Annotated in this window: 17 protein-coding genes; 12 read left to right on the top strand and 5 right to left on the bottom strand. The window is 63.1% G+C overall.

Annotated features, from left to right (window positions below; translation table 11 throughout):
• Window positions 1–22: 22 nt before the first annotated feature.
• Together ahcY and ACFSM5_RS21830 are read left to right on the top strand one after the other, a co-directional pair.
• A complete protein-coding gene (gene ahcY, locus ACFSM5_RS21825) occupies window positions 23–1,318 on the top strand; it encodes an adenosylhomocysteinase (protein WP_379879021.1) in 1,296 nt (431 codons plus the stop codon).
• Between the two features lie 81 nt (window positions 1,319–1,399).
• Window positions 1,400–3,319 carry a sensor histidine kinase gene (locus ACFSM5_RS21830; protein WP_379879023.1) on the top strand — a complete coding sequence of 640 codons (1,920 nt, stop codon included), beginning with the start codon at window positions 1,400–1,402 and terminating at the stop codon, window positions 3,317–3,319.
• Between the two features lie 25 nt (window positions 3,320–3,344).
• Here ACFSM5_RS21830 and ACFSM5_RS21835 read toward each other — a convergent pair whose 3' ends face one another.
• The 5 genes from ACFSM5_RS21835 to ACFSM5_RS21855 all read right to left on the bottom strand — a co-directional run bounded on the left by ACFSM5_RS21835 (window position 3,345) and on the right by ACFSM5_RS21855 (window position 6,905).
• Window positions 3,345–4,214, bottom strand: coding sequence for a 3-hydroxybutyryl-CoA dehydrogenase (locus ACFSM5_RS21835; protein ID WP_379879025.1), 870 nt, complete (start codon window positions 4,212–4,214; stop codon window positions 3,345–3,347).
• Between the two features lie 101 nt (window positions 4,215–4,315).
• Entirely contained in the window at window positions 4,316–5,251 is a 936-nt protein-coding gene (locus tag ACFSM5_RS21840) for an electron transfer flavoprotein subunit alpha/FixB family protein (protein ID WP_379879027.1), read from the bottom strand.
• A 2-nt stretch (window positions 5,252–5,253) separates the two neighbouring features.
• A complete protein-coding gene (locus ACFSM5_RS21845; RefSeq protein ID WP_379879029.1) occupies window positions 5,254–6,003 on the bottom strand; it encodes an electron transfer flavoprotein subunit beta/FixA family protein in 750 nt (249 codons plus the stop codon).
• A gap of 152 nt (window positions 6,004–6,155) precedes the next feature.
• Window positions 6,156–6,710: a cob(I)yrinic acid a,c-diamide adenosyltransferase gene (locus tag ACFSM5_RS21850; RefSeq protein ID WP_379879031.1), complete on the bottom strand. Its 555-nt coding sequence runs from the start codon at window positions 6,708–6,710 to the stop codon at window positions 6,156–6,158.
• 3 nt (window positions 6,711–6,713) lie between these two features.
• On the bottom strand, window positions 6,714–6,905 hold the full coding sequence (locus ACFSM5_RS21855; RefSeq protein WP_379879033.1) for a twin transmembrane helix small protein: 192 nt from the start codon (window positions 6,903–6,905) through the stop codon (window positions 6,714–6,716).
• Between the two features lie 107 nt (window positions 6,906–7,012).
• On the opposite strand from ACFSM5_RS21855, the gene rsgA reads away from it, so the two are divergent.
• The 10 genes from rsgA (at window position 7,013) to ACFSM5_RS21905 (ending at window position 18,316) form a co-directional block, all read left to right on the top strand.
• A complete protein-coding gene (gene rsgA / locus ACFSM5_RS21860; RefSeq protein WP_379879035.1) occupies window positions 7,013–8,110 on the top strand; it encodes a ribosome small subunit-dependent GTPase A in 1,098 nt (365 codons plus the stop codon).
• The gene (locus ACFSM5_RS21865; RefSeq protein WP_379879037.1) at window positions 8,107–8,955 is read left to right on the top strand and encodes an NUDIX hydrolase; all 849 of its coding nucleotides are present in this window, start codon (window positions 8,107–8,109) and stop codon (window positions 8,953–8,955) included. The genes rsgA and ACFSM5_RS21865 overlap by 4 nt, the downstream gene beginning before the upstream one ends.
• A 329-nt stretch (window positions 8,956–9,284) precedes the next feature.
• Complete coding sequence (locus ACFSM5_RS21870; protein ID WP_379879039.1) at window positions 9,285–9,851, top strand: hypothetical protein; 567 nt, start codon at window positions 9,285–9,287, stop codon at window positions 9,849–9,851.
• 180 nt (window positions 9,852–10,031) lie between these two features.
• Window positions 10,032–10,595, top strand: coding sequence for a polysaccharide biosynthesis/export family protein (locus ACFSM5_RS21875; protein WP_379879041.1), 564 nt, complete (start codon window positions 10,032–10,034; stop codon window positions 10,593–10,595).
• Window positions 10,596–10,606: 11 nt separating this feature from the next.
• A complete protein-coding gene (locus ACFSM5_RS21880; protein WP_379879043.1) occupies window positions 10,607–11,761 on the top strand; it encodes a hypothetical protein in 1,155 nt (384 codons plus the stop codon).
• Between the two features lie 18 nt (window positions 11,762–11,779).
• Window positions 11,780–13,357 (top strand): GumC family protein, encoded by a 1,578-nt coding sequence (locus tag ACFSM5_RS21885; protein WP_379879045.1) that lies wholly within the window; start codon window positions 11,780–11,782, stop codon window positions 13,355–13,357.
• A gap of 13 nt (window positions 13,358–13,370) precedes the next feature.
• Complete coding sequence (locus ACFSM5_RS21890) at window positions 13,371–14,195, top strand: CpsD/CapB family tyrosine-protein kinase (RefSeq protein ID WP_379879047.1); 825 nt, start codon at window positions 13,371–13,373, stop codon at window positions 14,193–14,195.
• A gap of 10 nt (window positions 14,196–14,205) precedes the next feature.
• The gene (locus ACFSM5_RS21895; RefSeq protein ID WP_379879049.1) at window positions 14,206–15,087 is read left to right on the top strand and encodes an ExeA family protein; all 882 of its coding nucleotides are present in this window, start codon (window positions 14,206–14,208) and stop codon (window positions 15,085–15,087) included.
• The gene (gene xrtD, locus ACFSM5_RS21900) at window positions 15,084–16,658 is read left to right on the top strand and encodes a VPLPA-CTERM-specific exosortase XrtD (RefSeq protein ID WP_379879051.1); all 1,575 of its coding nucleotides are present in this window, start codon (window positions 15,084–15,086) and stop codon (window positions 16,656–16,658) included. The genes ACFSM5_RS21895 and xrtD overlap by 4 nt, the downstream gene beginning before the upstream one ends.
• Window positions 16,659–16,693: 35 nt before the next feature.
• A complete protein-coding gene (locus ACFSM5_RS21905) occupies window positions 16,694–18,316 on the top strand; it encodes a glycosyltransferase family 4 protein (protein ID WP_379879053.1) in 1,623 nt (540 codons plus the stop codon).
• Window positions 18,317–18,319: the final 3 nt, after the last annotated feature.

An 18,319-nucleotide genomic window follows, 5' to 3' on the forward strand; every position in this document is an offset into this window, starting at 1 on the left:
CCGATCTCGAAGAGGACATGTGATGACCGCTTTCAGCGACTATAAGGTAAAGGACTTCTCGCTGGCCGACTGGGGCCGCAAGGAAATCCGCATTGCCGAAACCGAAATGCCGGGCCTCATGGCCTTGCGCGAAGAATTCGGCGCTTCCCAGCCGCTGAAGGGCGCGCGTATCGCCGGTTCGCTGCATATGACGATCCAGACCGCCGTGCTGATCGAGACGCTGACGGCTCTCGGCGCGGAAGTCCGCTGGTCGTCCTGCAACATCTTCTCGACCCAGGATCAGGCCGCTGCCGCGATTGCCGCCGCCGGTATCCCGGTTTTCGCCTGGAAGGGCATGTCGGAAGAGGAATTCTGGTGGGCAATCGACCAGACCATTGATGGTCCGAACGGCTGGAAGCCGAACATGGTGCTGGACGACGGCGGCGATCTGACCCTCGTTCTGCACGAAAAGCGCCCTGAGCTCCTGAAGGACATCAAGGGCATCTCGGAAGAGACCACCACGGGCGTGCATCGCCTCTATGAAATGGCCCGCGCCGGCAAGCTCGCCGTTCCGGCCATCAATGTGAACGACAGCGTCACCAAGTCGAAGTTCGACAATCTCTATGGTTGCCGCGAATCGCTCGTCGATGGCATCAAGCGCGCCACCGACGTCATGATGGCCGGTAAGGTTGCCGTCGTTGCCGGTTATGGCGACGTGGGCAAGGGCTCGGCTGCTTCGCTGCGTAGCCAGGGCGCCCGCGTCATGGTCACCGAAGTCGACCCCATCTGCGCGCTGCAGGCCGCGATGGAAGGCTATCAGGTCGTCACCATGGAAGAAGCCGCCCCGATCGGCGACATTTTCGTCACCGCGACCGGCAATATCGACGTGCTGACCCTTGATCACATGCGTGTGATGAAGGACCGTGCCATCGTCTCGAACATCGGTCACTTCGACAGCGAGATTCAGATCTCGGCCCTGCGTAACTACACCTGGGAAAACGTCAAGCCGCAGGTTGACGAAGTCGTCTTCCCGGACGGCAAGCGCCTGATCGTTCTGGCCGAAGGCCGTCTGGTTAACCTCGGCTGCGGTACGGGTCACCCCAGCTTCGTGATGTCGGCCAGCTTCACCAACCAGGTGCTGGCGCAGATCGAGCTTTGGCAGAACCACTCGAAGTACGAGCGCAAGGTCTACGTCCTGCCCAAGCACCTCGATGAAAAGGTTGCAGCCCTGCATCTGGCCAAGGTCGGCGCCAAGCTGACCCAGATGACCAAGGCCCAGGCCGAATACATCGGCGTCGCCGAAGCCGGTCCCTACAAGCCGGAACATTATCGCTACTAATAATAGCGGTGACTAAAGCACAAGGGGGGACTAGTCCCCCCTTGTGTCGTTTACAGGCCAGCCTCTATTCTCGGCGGCATCATGAATTGGCCTAATATTCTCCTCACCATTGTCATGCCGCTGGGCTACCTCCTGCTCCTGGGGGTGATGTGGCAATGGCGCAGGCGTCTCAAGGCGATGGAAGTGCGCATGGAGCGCCGCCGTCAGCTGCTCGATGGGCTTTCGACGCCGCTGGCGATGTTCGATGAACAATCGACCCGCCGCTTTGCCAATAATTCCTTCCGCCTGCTCGATGGCGATAAACACGGCACCCTGACCGAGGCGGCGACCGAGCTTGCGCGCCGCGTGCTGCGCACCCGCGGTCCCCATGTGGAAAGCCTGACCGTCATCGTCGACGGCACGCCGAAGGCGCTGACCATCACTGCCTTCCCGGTGCCCGAGGGCGTCGCCTGTCAGGTGGCGGATCTTTCCGAAACGGAGCGGCTGATGGCGGATCTGTCGCGCCATATCGCAGCTCAGGACGAAGTTCTCAATCAGGTTGGGCAGGCGATTGCCATCTTCGGTCCCGACCGCCGCCTGAAATATGCCAATACCGCTTTCCTTGATCTCTGGCAGTTGCCGCCCGAGATCGTGTCCCGCGAACCGTCCATCGTGGAACTGGATGATGATCTGCGGGTGCGCCGTCTGATGCCGGACGAGGCGGATATGGCCGTTGCCCGCCGCCGCACGCTTTCCTATTTCGAAAATCTGGTGGAGCCGCTCGAAAGCCTGCTTCATCTGCCGACCGGGGTGACGCTGCACACCCGGATCGCGCCACATCCGTTCGGCGGATTGATCTTCACCTACGCCGACGTCACCGACAAGCTGGTGCTGGAGCGCAACTACAACACCGCCATCGCGGTCCAGCGCGAGACGCTGGATAACCTGGCCGAAGGTGTCGCCTTCTTCGGGCTCGACCGGCGGCTCGCGCTCTTCAATCCTGCCTTCTGCCGGACCTGGGGCCTCAGCGAAGAAAAGATGGCCGAACAGCCGACGCTGGATGCCATCATCGAACATTGCACCGGCATGACCACCGGCGACGATGCGGCTGCTTCCCGCGACCGGGTGATTGCCGATATCGATCAGCGGCGGGTGCGGCACGGGGTCGATGTGCGCCTGGATGGTCAGCACACGGAATTCACCTGGGTTCCGATGCCCGATGGCGCGACGCTCTTCCTATGCCTGGATGTCACCGACCGTGCACGGGCCGAAGCCGCCTTGCGGGAACGCGCGCGCGCGTTGGAAGAGGCCGATCGCCTCAAGACCGAGTTCATCGCCAACGTCTCGTACGAGCTGCGCACGCCGCTCAATACGATCATCGGCTTTGCGGAAATCCTGTCCCAGGCCTATTTCGGTCCGATCAACGAGCGGCAGCGGGAATATACCGATGGCATCCTGGAAAGTTCGGGCCGTCTGCTGCTGCTGATCAACGATATCCTGGATCTCGCCACCATCGAGGCGGGTTACATGGTCCTCGACCGCGAAATGCTGCCGGTGCAGCCGCTGCTGGAGGCGACGCTGGGGCTGGTGCGCGAACGAGCCCGCGCCCGCGATCTCGCCCTGACCCTCGATATTCCCGCCCAGGAAAACGGCGGGGGTGACCTTCAAGTCTTTGCCGATGGCAAGCGCATGCGCCAGGCTCTGTTCAACCTGCTGTCCAATGCCTGCACCTTCACGCAGCCGGGTGGGGCAGTAGCGCTGGGGGCAACGGTAGAAGACGGTTACATCGAACTGTTTGTGGCCGATACCGGTGTCGGCATCGCCACGGGGGACAAGGACCGCGTGTTCGAGCGGTTCGAGCGCCGGGGCCGCAGCGCCGGGGCAGGCCTAGGACTCAGCCTCGTCAAAAGCATCATCGAGCTGCATGGCGGCACGGTCGACCTGACCTCGCAACCCGGTAAGGGTACCCGCGTTGTGTGCCGCCTGCCGGTCACGGAAGAGCCAGCGCTGCCTGCTGCCTGAACTCCAGGAACAACCCCGAGTTACCTCAGCGCGTCGGAACCGGCTTCTCGCCCCGATAGTCATAGAAGCCGCGACCGGACTTGCGCCCCAGCCAACCGGCTTCGACGTATTTTACCAGCAGTGGGCAGGGGCGGTATTTGCTGTCCGACAGCCCGTCATGGAGCACCTGCATGATCGAGAGGCAGGTGTCGAGGCCGATGAAATCCGCCAGCTCCAGCGGCCCCATCGGATGGTTCGCGCCCAGCTTCATGGCGGTGTCGATGGCGGTGACCGAACCGACGCCTTCGTAGAGCGTATAGATCGCCTCGTTGATCATCGGCAGCAGGATGCGATTGACGATGAAGGCGGGGAAGTCTTCGGATACCGCGACGGTCTTGCCCAGGGCAATAGACAGATCGCGGACCTTGCTGAAAGTGTCTTCGTCGGTGGCGATGCCGCGGATCAGTTCGATCAGTTGCATCACCGGCACCGGATTCATGAAATGCATGCCGATGAATTTGCCCGGACGGTCGGTCGAGGCGGCGAGGCGTGTGATCGAGATCGACGAGGTATTGGTGGCCAGGATGGTGTCCGGCTTCACCTTGGGCACCAGTGTCTTGAAAATCTCGCGCTTGACCGCTTCATTCTCGGTCGCGGCTTCAATGACAAGATCGCAGTCGCCAAAGGCGTCATAGCTGACGTCGGTCGAAATCAACGCAATAGCGGCATCCTTGGCCGCCTGCGTGATCTTTTCCTTGGATACCTGGCGCGACATGTTCTTGTCGATGGCGGCGACGGCTTCGGCCAAGCGGTCGGCGGACAGGTCGCTCAGACGGACCCGATATCCGGCCAATGCAATGACATGGGCGATCCCGCTGCCCATCTGCCCCGCGCCGATAATCCCGATCGTCTTCATTGTCGAACCGCTCCCATCGGCATCCATGCCGCATTGCAAAAACAAGACGCCGAAGCGTGGCGAAGCGCTTCGGCGTTGGCAAGTCCTGAAAGTAAACGACCCTAAGCTTTGTCGAGTTCCGCCTTCAATTCCGGAACTGCCTTGAACAGGTCGGCGACGAGGCCATAGTCGGCGATCTGGAAGATCGGCGCTTCCTCGTCCTTATTGATCGCGACGATGACCTTGCTGTCCTTCATGCCCGCCAGATGCTGGATCGCGCCGGAAATACCGACGGCGATATAAAGGTCCGGGGCGACGATCTTGCCGGTTTGGCCGACCTGATAGTCGTTCGGCACAAAGCCCGCGTCGACGGCGGCGCGAGAGGCGCCGACGGCACCGCCCAGCTTGTCCGCGATCTCTTCGAGCATGTGGAAATTCTCGCCGTTCTGCATGCCGCGACCGCCGGAAATGACGATGCGGGCAGCGGTGAGTTCCGGGCGTTCCGACTTCGACAGTTCGGCACCGACATAGGATGTCTTGTCGGCAGCCGGGGTGGCCGAGACGGTTTCAACGGCAGCCGAACCGCCGGTGGCGGCTGCGACATCGAAAGCCGTGGCGCGGACGGTGATGACCTTCTTGGCGTCGGACGACTTCACGGTCGCCAGCGCATTGCCCGCATAGATCGGGCGCACGAAGGTATCCTTGTCGACGATCTTGACCGCTTCGGAGATCTGCTGAACGTCCAGCAAAGCTGCAACGCGGGGCAGCAGATTCTTGCCGACAGCCGTCGCGGTGGCGACGACAGCGTCGTAATTGGCGGCCAGACCGACGACCAGCGGGGTCACGGCTTCGGCAAGACCGTTTTTATAGGCGGCATCGTCGGCAACCAGCACCTTGGCGACACCGGCAACCTGCTTGGCGGCATCGGCAACGGCGGAGGCGCCGCTGCCCGCGACCAGCACATGCACCTCGCCCAACTGGGCTCCGGCGGTGATGGCATTCAGGGTCGAGGGCTTCAGGGCCGCATTGTCATGTTCGGCGATAACGAGGACGGCCATGGTCAGATCACCTTCGCTTCGGTCTTGAGCTTTGCGACGAGTTCGGCGACGGAACCGACCTTGGCGCCGCCCTGGCGCTTGGCGGGTTCTTCAACCTTCAGCGTGGTCAGACGCGGGGTCACATCGACGCCAAGGGCTGCCGGATCGAGCGCATCGATCGGCTTCTTCTTGGCCTTCATGATGTTCGGCAACGAGGCGTAACGCGGCTCGTTCAGGCGCAGATCGGTGGTGATGACCGCTGGCAGGGTCAGCTCCAGGGTCTCCAGACCGCCGTCGATTTCGCGGGTCACGGCGGCCTTGCCACCATCGACCACGACCTTGGAGGCAAATGTGGCCTGCGGCCAGCCCAAGAGGGCGGCGAGCATCTGGCCGGTCTGGTTGCTGTCGTCGTCGATGGCCTGCTTGCCCAGGATAACGATCTGCGGCTGTTCCTTCTCGACGACAGCCTTCAGCAGCTTGGCGACGGCCAGCGGTTGCAGATCGACGTCAGTCTGGACGTGAATGCCGCGGTCAGCGCCCATGGCAAGCGCGGTGCGGATGGTTTCCTGCGCCTGGGCCACGCCCAGCGAAACGGCAACCACTTCCTCGGCCTTGCCCGCTTCTTTCAGGCGGATCGCCTCTTCGACGGCGATTTCGTCGAACGGGTTCATGGACATTTTGACGTTCGCGAGTTCGACACCCGTGTTGTCCGCCTTGACGCGAACCTTCACGTTGTAGTCGACCACACGCTTAACGGCGACAAGCAGCTTCATGGCTGTTTTCCTCCACCGGCACCCCGTGTGCGGGATGCCCTTTTGCGATCGGGCGGCAGTCTTGAAGCCCCCGCGTCTGCTGTCAAGGAAGTTTACGTGCGCGTCAATTTAGCGCAAGCCGTAAAAATAACACTGTTATTGTTTGTGGAAGTCTAGCGGCTGGCGCCGGGGACCCATTTGACATCCAGGCTGCCCTTGGCATTGGCGAAGCGGCTGGCGACAAAAAGATGGTCGGACAGGCGGTTGAGATACTTCAGCACGGCGGGATTAACCGCCTCATGCCGCAGCAGGGCGACGAGATGGCGTTCGGCCCGCCGGGTAACGGTGCGGGCAAGATGCAGATGGGCCGCGCAAGGCGTTCCGCCGGGCAGGACAAAACTGTCGAGCGGCGATAGGTCAGCGTTCATGGCATCGATTTCGCGCTCCAGCCGGTCGACCTGACCCTGGGTGACCCGCAGTGCCCCTTCGATATCGCCGGGGCAGCAGAGATCGGCACCCAGGTCGAAGAGGTCGTTCTGGATGGTAGAGAGCATGGCATCCAGGTCAGGCGCGGCCGACAGGCGGGCAAGACCGATGGCGGCATTGGCCTCATCGACGGTGCCGTAGGTTTCGACGCGTAAGGAATCCTTATCGACCCGCTCGCCGGTGCCGAGCGAGGTCTGCCCCTTGTCGCCGCCGCGCGTATAGATGCGGGTCAGGGTGACCATGGCTTACGAGGTCAGAACGGTCAGGATGAAGAAGACGACGGCTACACCCTGAAACAGGACACGCGCCTGCATCATCTTGTTGCTCTTGCGGGCAGACCCCTCGGCGCCGCGGGCCATATGGAACAGCCCGACGAACAGCGAGGCCAGCACCGCCAGCATCGCAACACCCATGCAGATGAAAGAAAATGTGCTCATGGGGCTAATGTAGTGCGTCGGGCGTCACGCGGCTAGGGGATCCGAAACGGCGAAGAAACCCACGCGCTCTTATCGGGACCCCCTCTGTCATGCTAGCGTCGCGCCCGATGAGCAGTGAACCCGTCTTTCCGCTGGCGACCCTGGGTTGGGATGCCGATTTCGCCCAGGCTTTCGCAGTCTTGCCCGGCGCGGCGCAGCTGGTGCCTGCCCGCTTGTCGGTGGAACATCGCCAGCATTACGAGGCTCTGACGGAACAGGGGCCGATCGAAGCCATCCTACCCGGCACCTTCCGCCGCACTCTGAACGGATTGGGCGAACATGCGGCGGTCGGCGATTGGGTTGCGGTCGAGATAAAGCCCCAGGGACCGGCGGCGATTGCAGCGTTGCTACCCCGGCGCGGTGCCTTTGTGCGCAAGGTCGCGGGCGAGCGGGCGGAGCGGCAGGTGGTGGCCGCCAATATCGATCTGGCGCTGCTGACCATCGCCCTCGACCAGGATTTCAACGAACGCCGCCTGGAGCGATATCTGGCTGCTGCGCGCGGCGGCGGAGCGGCGGCGGTGGTGCTGCTGACCAAGCTCGACCTCTGCCCCGATCCAAGTCCCATTATCGCAGCCGCCCGCAGCGTGGTGGGCGAAGAGGTACCGGTCATCGCCTGTTCCAGCCGCAGCGGCGCGGGTACGGAGGCGCTGACGGCCTTGCTCAATCCGGGCAAGACGCTGGTGCTGCTGGGATCGTCCGGTATCGGCAAATCCAGCATGGTCAATTTCCTGATGGACTTCGAGCGCATGGCGGTCAGCGGCCTCGATAGTATCGGCAAGGGGCGCCATACCACGACCCGGCGCGAACTGATCCTGCTCCCCTCCGGCGCTATCCTGATCGATACGCCGGGGATGCGCGAGCTGCATCTGTGGGAGGAGGAATCGAGCCTCGCCGATGCATTCGGGGACCTGGATGAGCTGGCGACCGAGTGCCGCTACAACAACTGCGGCCATACAAGCGAGCCGGGGTGCGCGGTGCGGGCGGCTGTCGAGGCCGAAGAGATCGATCCGGCGCGGGTTGCCGCCTGGCAGAAGCTGCTCGGCGAACAGGCCGCCAGCGCGCTGCGGGCACAGGGTCGCGAAAAACATTCCGACATGAAACGTCGGCAGGAAGTGAAGACGATCCACCGGGCCTTGCGCAGCCGATTAAAGGAGAAGGGGCGATGAGCCTCGATACTTATTTTCGCTATATCGAGGCCTGCAATCACTTCGATCCTGCCGATTTTCTTCCCTTCTATATCGCGGGTCGTCTGGTGGGCCGCGTGCCTGCCGCCCATGCATCTGCCTTGGATGGGCGCCCGCAGCTGGAGCGACACGCAGACGGCTTCGCCCTGGTCGCCGGGGACAGTTTTGCCGCCCGCAGTGAGGTGATCGACAGTCTGGTCGGCGATCTGATCGCGGCCGGGCTGCCGCTGCGCCGTCGCAAGGAGAAATTCGCCGTCGTCAACAGCTGGGGCGACGAGCCTTTGGCCGCTCTCGACCGCGGGGCGGTGCCGTTTTTTGGCATCAAGGCGTTCGGCGTGCATCTGAATGTCTTTGTGCGGACGCCCGAAGGGCTGGATATGTGGCTGGGACGGCGGTCCCGTACCAAGCCGGTGGCTCCCGGTCAGTTGGATAATCTTGTGGCAGGCGGCCAGCCGATTGGCCTCACGCTCTGGGAGAATCTGGCCAAGGAAGCGGACGAGGAAGCGGGCATTCCCGCCGATCTGATCAGCTATGCCAAGCCCGTCAGCGCCGTGAGCTATCGGATGAACGCAGACGGTGGCAGCCGGGACGATGTGCTGTTTGCCTATGATCTGGAGGTCGATGAGGCCTTCAAGCCCGTCAGCCACGATGACGAACATGAGGCATTTTTGCGCCTGCCGTTGGCGCGGGTGATCGAGCTGCTGCAGGACCCCCATGAATTTAAGTTTAACGTTACGCTAGTGCTTGTGGATTTCCTGGTGCGCCATGGCTATATCGCGGCCGATTCGCCGGGCTTTCTAGATCTTGTGAAGGCATTGCGGCGATAGCTGTGAGATTGCCGTTACTAAACGTGAATAATAAAATTCCTTCGAAAGTCTAGAAACGTCAATTTTGCAACGCACAATACAAAAGATTGATCGTTTATCGGATATCACCAGCCGATAACAATTAAGTGCCAAGCCTAATCCTGTTGCTTTCCTTATCCTCGGCATCGTGTTCGCCAAAATAATCGGCAGCACGTTCGCATTGCGGTATCCCCGACACTGCCGCGACGGCCTCACGCAGACCGTTGCGGTAATGCCTGTCGATGGTGGTCCGCGGACTCTCAAGGCCGATGCGTCTCGTATCGGCACCACGAGCGATAGAGGATCATATTATGGCTTCACTCGGTTCATTGCTGCGGGCAGGTGCCGTTCTCGGCGCCCTGATCGCCAGTGCGCCTGCTTCGGCAGCCGTCGTCGACGATTGGGGGACACTGGGGTCGAACTCAGTCGGCTCTTATGGTCAGACCGTCGTTTCAGGCGGGACGACCACCACTTTCTCCCATGACTACGCTTTCGAGCTCTCGAGCAACGCCAGCTTGAAATCGGTTGTCCTGAACTTCAACGCCTTCTCCCCGCGTAACATCATCGGGCTGCAGGCGATGCTGTTCCGGAACGACGGCGATACCGACACTCTGCTTGCCTCGACGGCAGTGGGTGACGGCACGCTTTACGAGACCATCAAGCTCGCCTACGCCAACCTGACCTCGGCAACCGACTATTTTATTCGCATCGTCGGTACGGTTACGCGCGGTACGCTTGGAACCTATGCCGGTGTTTATGAGTTGAGCCCCGTACCCCTGCCGCCTGCGGCTTGGCTGTTTGGTACGGCAATTATCGGGCTCGCAGCTATCGGCCGACAGCGCCGGGCTGCGCGTAACAACGGCGCCGCCGGAGCCTGATGCCGATGGGGCGATTGTCAGCGACGCTACGGCATCGGTGGCAATCGCCCCATGGAGCCTCGTGCTTCGCCATAACAGTCATGCGTCTGCTTACGGATATGAGGTATAAGAACGGGTCCGAAACGCGGCCCACGGCCCTGTCTGTTCGGCAGGCCGCCGCCCTAATGATGCGAGATATCCATGAAGCGTTGGCTGGCTCTGATCTGTCTTCTCCTGGCTCCGACCTCTGGCGCCTTGGCGCAGGCGAAGGAATATACCCTCAACCCCGGCGATACCTTGCAGATCATGGTCTGGAAGGAAGACCAGCTCGACCGCGAAACGCTCATTGCGCCCGACGGCACGATCTCGTTTCCGCTGGCCGGACGCTTCTCGGTCAAGGGCATGACGGTCGATCAGGTACGCGATCAGATCGCCTCCCGGATCAAGCCGCTCATTCCAGACGCCGACGTGACGGTTTCGGTCAAGCAAGCCCTGGGCAACCGGGTTTTCGTGACGGGGCAGGTCAACAAGCCGGGCGAGTACGCCATGAATGGGCGTCTCTCGGTCATGCAGGCCTTGAGCTTAGCTGGCGGCCTCACCCCTTATGCGGGCGAGAAGTCGATCCGGATCCTGCGCTCGGCCGATGGTCAGCAGAAGACATTCTCCTTCAACTACGCGGCGGTAGAGAGCGGGGAGTCGCTCGACACCAACGTTATTCTGGAGGCCGGCGACGTCATCGTCGTGCCGAGCGGCGGCCTCTTCTAGGGCCGCGCGATATGAAGGCAGCTGTTCGGGTCGCGGCGCTGGGCGCCGCGACAGTCTCGGCGTTGGCAGGGCCCGCCGAGGCAGAAACCATTTTGCGCGGTCAGTTTCGGACCGGCGTCGAACTCAACGATAATATGCGCCTGCGTGAGGACAACCGCGAGACGGACGCGAAATTCACTGTCTCGCCAGGGCTTCTTTTGACCACGCGCGATGCCGATACGATGCTGGATCTCGGCGCGTCGGTCACCGCCATCCGCTATTGGGACCGCGACGAATTCAACAAGGAAGATTTCAATTTCAGCGCCGCGCTGAAGCAGAAATTCCTGACCGCCGAAGCGGGCATCTCGGCGCGGTATGCGCGCGCAACCCTGCTGGGGAACGAGGAGCAGGACGATCTGGGGGCCGGGGACGGCGACACCCAGAGCGACACGATCTCGATTGCGCCGACCTTGGATTGGCAATTAGGCCTTCTCGACCGGCTCAGCCTTTCCACCAGTGTGACCGACGTAAGCTATTCGGGCGGCGGTGGTTATACCGGCTATCGGCGCTACCAGGGATCGGCCGCCTGGTCGCACAGCGTGTCGCAGCGCCTCGTGCTGATCGGCACGTTGCTGGGCGACCGGTATGAGGGCGACAATGGCTTCGATGCCAATGGCGCGGGCCTGACCGGCGGACTCTCCTACTCTCTGACCCCGCTTGTGGATGTCAAAGCCAGTCTCGGCGGGCGGGCTACCCGGAATTATCCGGCGGTGGGCGAGAATAATACCGAGATGGACTGGCTTGCCTCCGCAGGCATCGAATACCGGCCGCAGATCGGCCGTTATACGCTGGATTTCGACCGTTCCGTCGAACCCAGCAACGGCGGCGGCCTCAAGGTGCGTAATCAGCTGCGGGGAACGGCTGTCATGCCGATCACCCAGCGCCTGTCCTTCGATCCGTCCGCCCGCATTCAATATACGCAAAGCGTGGAAGACGGCGGAGCGGACAGCTCGCGCCTACTGATGGAGATCTCGCCGGCCCTGCGTTACCGGCTTCTTGAAGATTTGTCGGTAATGGGAACTTTGCGGCACCAGCGGCTTAAATATGGGGGCAGTAGCGACGAGCGAGTCTCGAACGCTGCCCTCGTGATGCTCAGCTGGTCGCCCGCTCTCTACGTCGATCGGTAACTGTTCAAGAGGGATGCGATGGAAGGTTTCACGATACGCGATCTGATGGCGATCCTGCGTCGGCGGTTCTGGCACCTCACGGTGCCGGCCGTCCTGCTGATGCTCGGCACCGTCGCGGCCGTGGTCCTTCTGCCGCCCCTCTACCGGTCGACGGCGACGGTGCTGATCGAGCAGCCGGAGATTCCGAAGGACTTCGTTCGGGCGACGGTCTCCAGTCTTGCCGATCAGCGCCTGCGCGCCATTCAGCAGAAGATCACGGCCTCGGGGGATCTCTCCGATCTCGTGACCCGCTTCGATCTCTATCCTGCCGAACGTCGCACCAAGCCGATGAATGAAGTCGTCGACAAGATGCGCGACAACATCAAGCTGATGGAGGTCAGCCCCGACCTGTCGGGCAAGCCGCTGCGTCCCAACCAGACGGCCATCGGCTTTACCTTGAGCTTCGACTATGGTGACCCGGTGCTGGCGCAACGGGTGGCGAACGAGCTGGTCTCCCGCTTCTTGAGCGAAAACCTGAAGACCCGGCGCGAGCAATCCTCGCAGACCGCGCAGTTCCTGGGCGCGGAAACCAAGCGCGTCGAAGACCGCATGAAGACGCTGGAATCGGAGATCGCGGTCTTCAAGAACCAGCACGCGGGCGCCCTGCCGGAAGACCTCACCTACAATATGCAGCTCGCCGAAAAGAACGAGCGCGACCTTACCGAATTGGTGCGCCAGATCCAGATTGCCGAGCAGCGCCGCACGGCGCTCAAAGGGCAGCTTGCCGTCGTTTCCCCGACCACCACGGTGGATGGGCGCGGCCGGGATCTTGGCCCGGCGGGCAAGCTGCAGGTGGCGCAGACCGAACTTGCCGAACTATCGGGGCGTTACGGCGCGCGTCACCCGGACGTGTTGAAGAAGCGGCGCGAGGTTGCCTCGCTTCAGGTGGCTGCCCGTGCCCAGCCGATCCAGGCCGCGGTGCGCGGCGACGCCAATCCGGCTTATCTGCAGATCCAGGCGCAGCTTGAGGGCATTGATGCCGAAATGCGCTCCCTCACGGTCCAGCGTGACGCGGTGCGGGCTCAGTTGCAGGCCTATCAGGCCAAGGTGCAGAAGACGCCGGATGTGGAGCGCGATTACCTCGCCCTGCGCCGTGATTATGACAATGTCGCTGCCCGCTATAACGACCTGAAGACCAAAGCGACCGAGGCGGACATGGCCCAAGCGGTGGAGCGCGACAGCAAGTCGGAACGCTTCACCCTGGTCGAGCCTGCCGACCTGCCCGGTGCTCCGGTCAAACCTCAGCGGATGATGCTGCTGGCCATCGGCATGGTGCTTGCCGCCGGTGCAGGCGTCGGAACCGTTGTCGGGGCAGAAGCGTTGAGTAGTGCCGTCTATGACCCGCGACAGGTGCGGGGCATTACCGGTGCCTTGCCCCTGGTGGCGATCCCGTATCTGTCAACGCCATCGGAAAAACGGGGCCGATGGCAGTGGCGATGGGCCTGGGTGGGCCTGGGGATAGCCGCCATTCTGGGGGCGCTTCTGGCGATTGATCGCCTCTGGATGCCATTGGACGTGCTGACCGCCGTCCTCTCCCGGTCCGCCGGTCTGAACTAAAGGAGCAGCGTCGATGGAAAAGCTTGAACGTGCCTTGGAAAAGGCGCGAGCCCAGCGTGTTGACGCTTTGCGGACCTCGACCCGGCCGACTCTGGTCGCCGATCCGGATCGATTGGAGCCCGTGGATGCCGCAAAACCCGAGGGAATCACCTATCAACAGACCCGCACGGTCCGCCCGGATCGCGCGGCCTTGCTGGCGAACCGCATAGTGGCCGCCGACGGTCATGAGGCGGGCGCGCAGATGTTCCGCGTCCTGCGGACCAAGATCCTGCAGCAGATGGCGCGGTCGGGACAGAAGACCCTCGGCATCACCTCGGCCAATGCAGGGGACGGCAAGACCTTCGTCGCCGTCAACCTCGCGATTGCCCTGTCGCTGGACGTCAAGCAGACGGTGCTGCTGGTCGACCTCAACCTGATGAACCCGTCGGTCCATCAGCAGTTCGGCATCACGCCGCAACTGGGCCTCGACGATCATCTCAAAGACGGCACGCCGATCTCGCAATGCCTGGTGCAGCCGGGGTTCGAGCGTCTGGTCCTGCTGCCGACCCGTCGTCCGATGGAGGGGTCTTCGGAGTTCCTGGGGGCGCCGCGCATGGCGGCCCTGGCGCGCGAGCTGCGCGACCGCTACCCCGACCGGATTGTCGTCTATGACATGCCGCCGATCTTCGGCAGCGACGATACGCTGGTGTTCCTGCCCAATGTGGAGGCCAGCCTGCTGGTGGTCCGCGAGGGGCAGACCGGGTCGGAGGATCTGGCCCGGGCGACGGAATATCTTGCGGAAACCACGATGCTGCTCGGTTCGGTGCTGAATAGCGCCGGCAACCGCGACGCCGCTTAAGGGAGCGCCCATGTACGAGGCCCATTTCGGTCTGTCGGGCAAGCCCTTCGCCCTGGTGCCGGACCCCGACCTGCTCTACCCCAGCCGCCGCCATCGCCGGGCGCTGGCCCTGCTGGAATATGGCCTGTCGTCGGGGGCGGCCTTTGCCGTCATCACCGGCGAGGTCGGGGCGGGCAAGACGACGCTGCTGAAACATTTCCTGCGCACCATCGGCCCGGAAGTGACGGTCGGCCTGATCAGCAATACCCATGCGTCCCTGGGGGATGTGCTGGATTGGGTGACGAGCGCCTTCGATTTGTCGCCGCCCGCCCGGGACCCTGCGACGCTCTATAATCACTTCGTCGACTTCGTGTTGCAGCAATATGCCGAAGGGCGCCGCACCATGCTGTTTGTCGACGAGGCGCAGAATATCGGGCCGCAGATGCTCGAAAAGCTGCGCATGCTGTCGAACATCAACAGCGGCAAGGATTTGCTGCTGCAGATCGTGCTGATCGGCCAGCCGGAGCTGCTGGCGGAACTGAACCGGCCCGATCTGCGCCAGTTCGCCCAGCGCATCTCCATCTCCTATCACCTGGGCGCCCTGGATGCCGAGGAGACGGCGGGGTACGTGCTGCATCGCCTGTCCAAGGTCGGCGGGCGCCGGGATATCTTCACGGCCGATGCGCTGGCGATCCTGCATTATTTTACCGGCGGCGTGCCGCGCCTGATCAATAACCTTGCCGATCTGGCGCTGGTCTATGCCTTCGGGGCGGAATCGGCCCATGTGGACGGTCGCCAGATCATTGAAGTGGTCGCGGATCGTCAGGCGACGGGCCTGTCCCCCTTCCTCGACCTGCCAATGCCGTCGCGGGACGACTCCCTGCGCGTCATCCTGCGCGGAGAAGCGGCGTGACCGGCGCCACCAGTCGGCAGTTTCCGGGCGGCCAGCTGCTGCTCTGGGCCGGGCTTGCCGGGGCTATCGCGCTGCTGTTCGCCTTCAAATCCAGCGTCGGCGCAATGGTCGATGCCTGGGATCAGGAGGAATATAGCCATGGCTGGATCATCCCGGTCCTGGCCCTGCTGATCGCGGGCAGCCGCCTCGATGCCTTGCCGGATGACGGCAAGGTCGTGCGCGGTTTCGGCGGGCTGGCCTGCATCGGGGTGGCGCTGGCGCTGCTGATGATCGGGGATCTCTCGACCATCTATACCCTGTCCCAATATGGGCTGCTGCTGGCGGTGGTCGGGCTGGTCTGGGCCGCGCTGGGCGTGCGGGCGGTGCTGGTCCTGGCGGGGCCGCTGATCTACCTCGCCTTCATGGTGCCGCTGCCGCAGTTCCTGTATCAGGGGCTGTCGGCAAAGCTGCAGCTGATCTCCTCCGAACTGGGCGTTGCCGCCATGCGGATGATGGGCATCGGGGTCTTCCTCGAAGGCAATATCATCGACCTCGGGCGGTACAAGCTGGAGGTGGCGGAGGCCTGCAGCGGGCTGCGCTACCTCTTCCCGCTGATCAGCTTCTCCTACCTCGGCATGCTGCTGATGAAGGATGCCTGGTGGAAGCGGGCGGTGGTGCTGCTGTCGGCGGTGCCGATCACCATCGTCATGAATTCCGCCCGCATCGCCGTGATCGGCCTGCTGGTGGACCGCCAGGGCATCGCGGCAGCCGAAGGCTTCATCCATCTCTTCGAAGGCTGGGTCGTCTTCGTCATCTGCGTGGCGCTGCTGCTGCTGGAAATCCATCTGCTGCTGAAAATCGGCACACCGGGCCGGTTCGAGCCGCTGTCGACCCTCTGGCCGCGCTCGGAAAGTCTGGCGCGCATCTCCCGTGGGAAAGTCTCGCGCAGCCTGCTGATCGGCATCGCTGCCCTGGCGCTGGCCGGTGTCGCGGTTCTGCTGGTGGCAGGGCGGGTGGAAACGCCGCCTGCCCACAAGCCGCTGATCGATTTCCCGACCCAGATGGGCAGCGACTGGAAAGGTCAGGAGCGGGGCCTGCCGCCGGAAGCCCTGCGTGTGCTGCATCTGACCGACTATGCCCAGATCGACTACCGGCGGCCGGGCGATGGCGGGTTCGTCAATTTCTACCTCGCCTATTACGCCTCCCAGCGCTCGGGTCAGGCGGCCCATTCGCCCCAGGCCTGTATCCCCGGCGGCGGCTGGACCATCGACCGGATGGAGAAACGTGAGCTGGCGGATATTCCGGCAGCGGCAGGCGGGGCGCTGACGGTCAATGAGGTGCTGATCGTGCGCGGCGGCGAACGCCAGCTCGTCTTCTATTGGTTCGAGCAGCGCGGCACCGCCATGACCAGCGAATATACGGTCAAAGCCTCGATCCTGATGGATGCCCTGACCCGGAACCGGACCGATGGGGCGCTGGTGCGCCTCAATAGTCTGATCCTGCCCGACGAGACGGAGCAGGACGCCCGGAACCGGCTGACGGCCTTCGTGAAAGACGCATACCCACGCATCGCGGCCCATGTCCCGCGTTGATCGTATGACCCATTTTTAAAGCGGAGGGCCAAGCCATGTTCCTGGTCTTCATTCTGATCGTAGCCATTCTGCTGACCATCTGCGCGATGCCGGCGCTGATCCGCGTTGCGCCGCGCCTGGGCCTCATCGATCAGCCCGACGCCCGCAAAGTCCATGCGATCCCGGTTCCCCGCTGCGGCGGCATCGGTCTTGCCATCGGCGCGCTGGCACCGCTGCTGATCTGGGGCGAGCGCGATCCGTTCCTGATCGGCCTGCTCGCCGGGATGGGTATCATCCTGCTGTTCGGTATCTGGGACGATATCGTGACGCTGGATTTCCGCTGGAAATTCTTCGGTCAGATCCTGGCGATCATGCCGGTGATGGCGACGGGCACGGTCCTGACCCATCTGCCGCTGCTGGGCGAAGCGACACCGATGTGGCTCGCCATGGGGGTGACCTTCATCCTGCTGCTGGGGGTCACCAACGCGGTCAATCTCTTCGACGGCCTCGATGGGATGGCGGGCGGCTGTGCCCTGCTATCGCTGGCCGCCATCGCTGTCATCGCCTTCATCGGCGGCAATACCCAGGTGCCGATGCTGTGCCTTGCCATCATCGGCGGGATCATCGGCTTCCTGCGCTTCAATACCTGGCCCGCGATCATCTTCATGGGCGACGCGGGCAGTCAGCTGCTGGGCTTTGCCACGGCGGTGCTGTCGATCCGTCTGGTGACCGACGCCAATACCGCCGTCTCGCCCGCCATCGTCGGGTTGCTGCTGGGCCTGCCGATCCTCGATACGCTGATGGTGATGATCCAGCGCAAGCTGGAAGGCCGGTCGATGTTCGCGCCGGACAAGTCCCATATCCATCACAAATTCCTGCGTATCGGTCTACATCATTACGAGACCGTATCGATTGTCTATCTTGTTCAGGCGGCGATGGTCGGCGGGGCGATTCTGCTGCGGTACGAGGCGGACATCACCATTCTCTCGCTGCATCTGTTGCTGGCAGCGATCATCGTCGGGCCGCTGACGATTGCGGTCTACAAGGGCTGGCAGGTGCGGATCCCAGCCGAACAGCGGGTAGAGCGGCGCAATCCGTCCCTGCGGCGCCTTGGCTGGTTGCCGAATGTCAGTGCGAATATTCTGATGGTGCTGGCGGCGACCGCTATGACGGCCGGATCTATTCTGGTGCCTGCCAGCGTGGTCAGCCCCTTCTCGCTGACGCTTGCGGCGGTGGTTCCCTTGAGCCTCTGGGCGCAGACGCTGGCGCCCTGGCCGCGCCGTCTGATTTCAACCCTGGCGGCTTTCCTGGCCGGGGGCTTCGCGGCCTATGCCGTTCCTGCCGCCATCCAGGATCAGCCCGCCCTGCGCACCCTGCTCTGGGCCACCATGACGGCGGTCATTCCCCTGCTGGTGCTGGCGATCCGGGTGACCCGCCGCGACGTTTTCCGGGTGACGCCCCAGGATGTGCTGATCGGCGCCATCGTGCTGGTCGCGCCGAACCTGATCCCGGCCACCCTGATGCCGATCCATGCGGCCCAGAGCCTGATGCTCGGCGTGCTGCTGTTCTACGCCTGCGAATTTGTGCTGTCGCGTCCGGGCAAATCGGCCCGGATGCTGGCCATTCTTTTGTCGAGCCTGCTGACCCTGCTGGCGGTCCGCGGCCTGCTCGCCGTCTAAGGA

The sequence above is a fragment of the Lacibacterium aquatile genome (assembly GCF_042683105.1).
Taxonomy (GTDB): Bacteria; Pseudomonadota; Alphaproteobacteria; order Elsterales; family Elsteraceae; genus Lacibacterium; species Lacibacterium aquatile.

Excerpts from the sequence above, each read along its gene's own strand:
- ahcY (WP_379879021.1), top strand. The coding sequence starts at position 23 with ATGACCGCTTTCAGCGACTATAAGGTAAAGGACTTCTCGCTGGCCGAC.
- ACFSM5_RS21830 (WP_379879023.1), top strand. The coding sequence starts at position 1,400 with ATGAATTGGCCTAATATTCTCCTCACCATTGTCATGCCGCTGGGCTAC.
- ACFSM5_RS21835 (WP_379879025.1), bottom strand. The coding sequence starts at position 4,214 with ATGAAGACGATCGGGATTATCGGCGCGGGGCAGATGGGCAGCGGGATC.
- ACFSM5_RS21840 (WP_379879027.1), bottom strand. The coding sequence starts at position 5,251 with ATGGCCGTCCTCGTTATCGCCGAACATGACAATGCGGCCCTGAAGCCC.
- ACFSM5_RS21845 (WP_379879029.1), bottom strand. The coding sequence starts at position 6,003 with ATGAAGCTGCTTGTCGCCGTTAAGCGTGTGGTCGACTACAACGTGAAG.
- ACFSM5_RS21850 (WP_379879031.1), bottom strand. The coding sequence starts at position 6,710 with ATGGTCACCCTGACCCGCATCTATACGCGCGGCGGCGACAAGGGGCAG.
- ACFSM5_RS21855 (WP_379879033.1), bottom strand. The coding sequence starts at position 6,905 with ATGAGCACATTTTCTTTCATCTGCATGGGTGTTGCGATGCTGGCGGTG.
- rsgA (WP_379879035.1), top strand. The coding sequence starts at position 7,013 with ATGAGCAGTGAACCCGTCTTTCCGCTGGCGACCCTGGGTTGGGATGCC.
- ACFSM5_RS21865 (WP_379879037.1), top strand. The coding sequence starts at position 8,107 with ATGAGCCTCGATACTTATTTTCGCTATATCGAGGCCTGCAATCACTTC.
- ACFSM5_RS21870 (WP_379879039.1), top strand. The coding sequence starts at position 9,285 with ATGGCTTCACTCGGTTCATTGCTGCGGGCAGGTGCCGTTCTCGGCGCC.
- ACFSM5_RS21875 (WP_379879041.1), top strand. The coding sequence starts at position 10,032 with ATGAAGCGTTGGCTGGCTCTGATCTGTCTTCTCCTGGCTCCGACCTCT.
- ACFSM5_RS21880 (WP_379879043.1), top strand. The coding sequence starts at position 10,607 with ATGAAGGCAGCTGTTCGGGTCGCGGCGCTGGGCGCCGCGACAGTCTCG.
- ACFSM5_RS21885 (WP_379879045.1), top strand. The coding sequence starts at position 11,780 with ATGGAAGGTTTCACGATACGCGATCTGATGGCGATCCTGCGTCGGCGG.
- ACFSM5_RS21890 (WP_379879047.1), top strand. The coding sequence starts at position 13,371 with ATGGAAAAGCTTGAACGTGCCTTGGAAAAGGCGCGAGCCCAGCGTGTT.
- ACFSM5_RS21895 (WP_379879049.1), top strand. The coding sequence starts at position 14,206 with ATGTACGAGGCCCATTTCGGTCTGTCGGGCAAGCCCTTCGCCCTGGTG.
- ACFSM5_RS21905 (WP_379879053.1), top strand. The coding sequence starts at position 16,694 with ATGTTCCTGGTCTTCATTCTGATCGTAGCCATTCTGCTGACCATCTGC.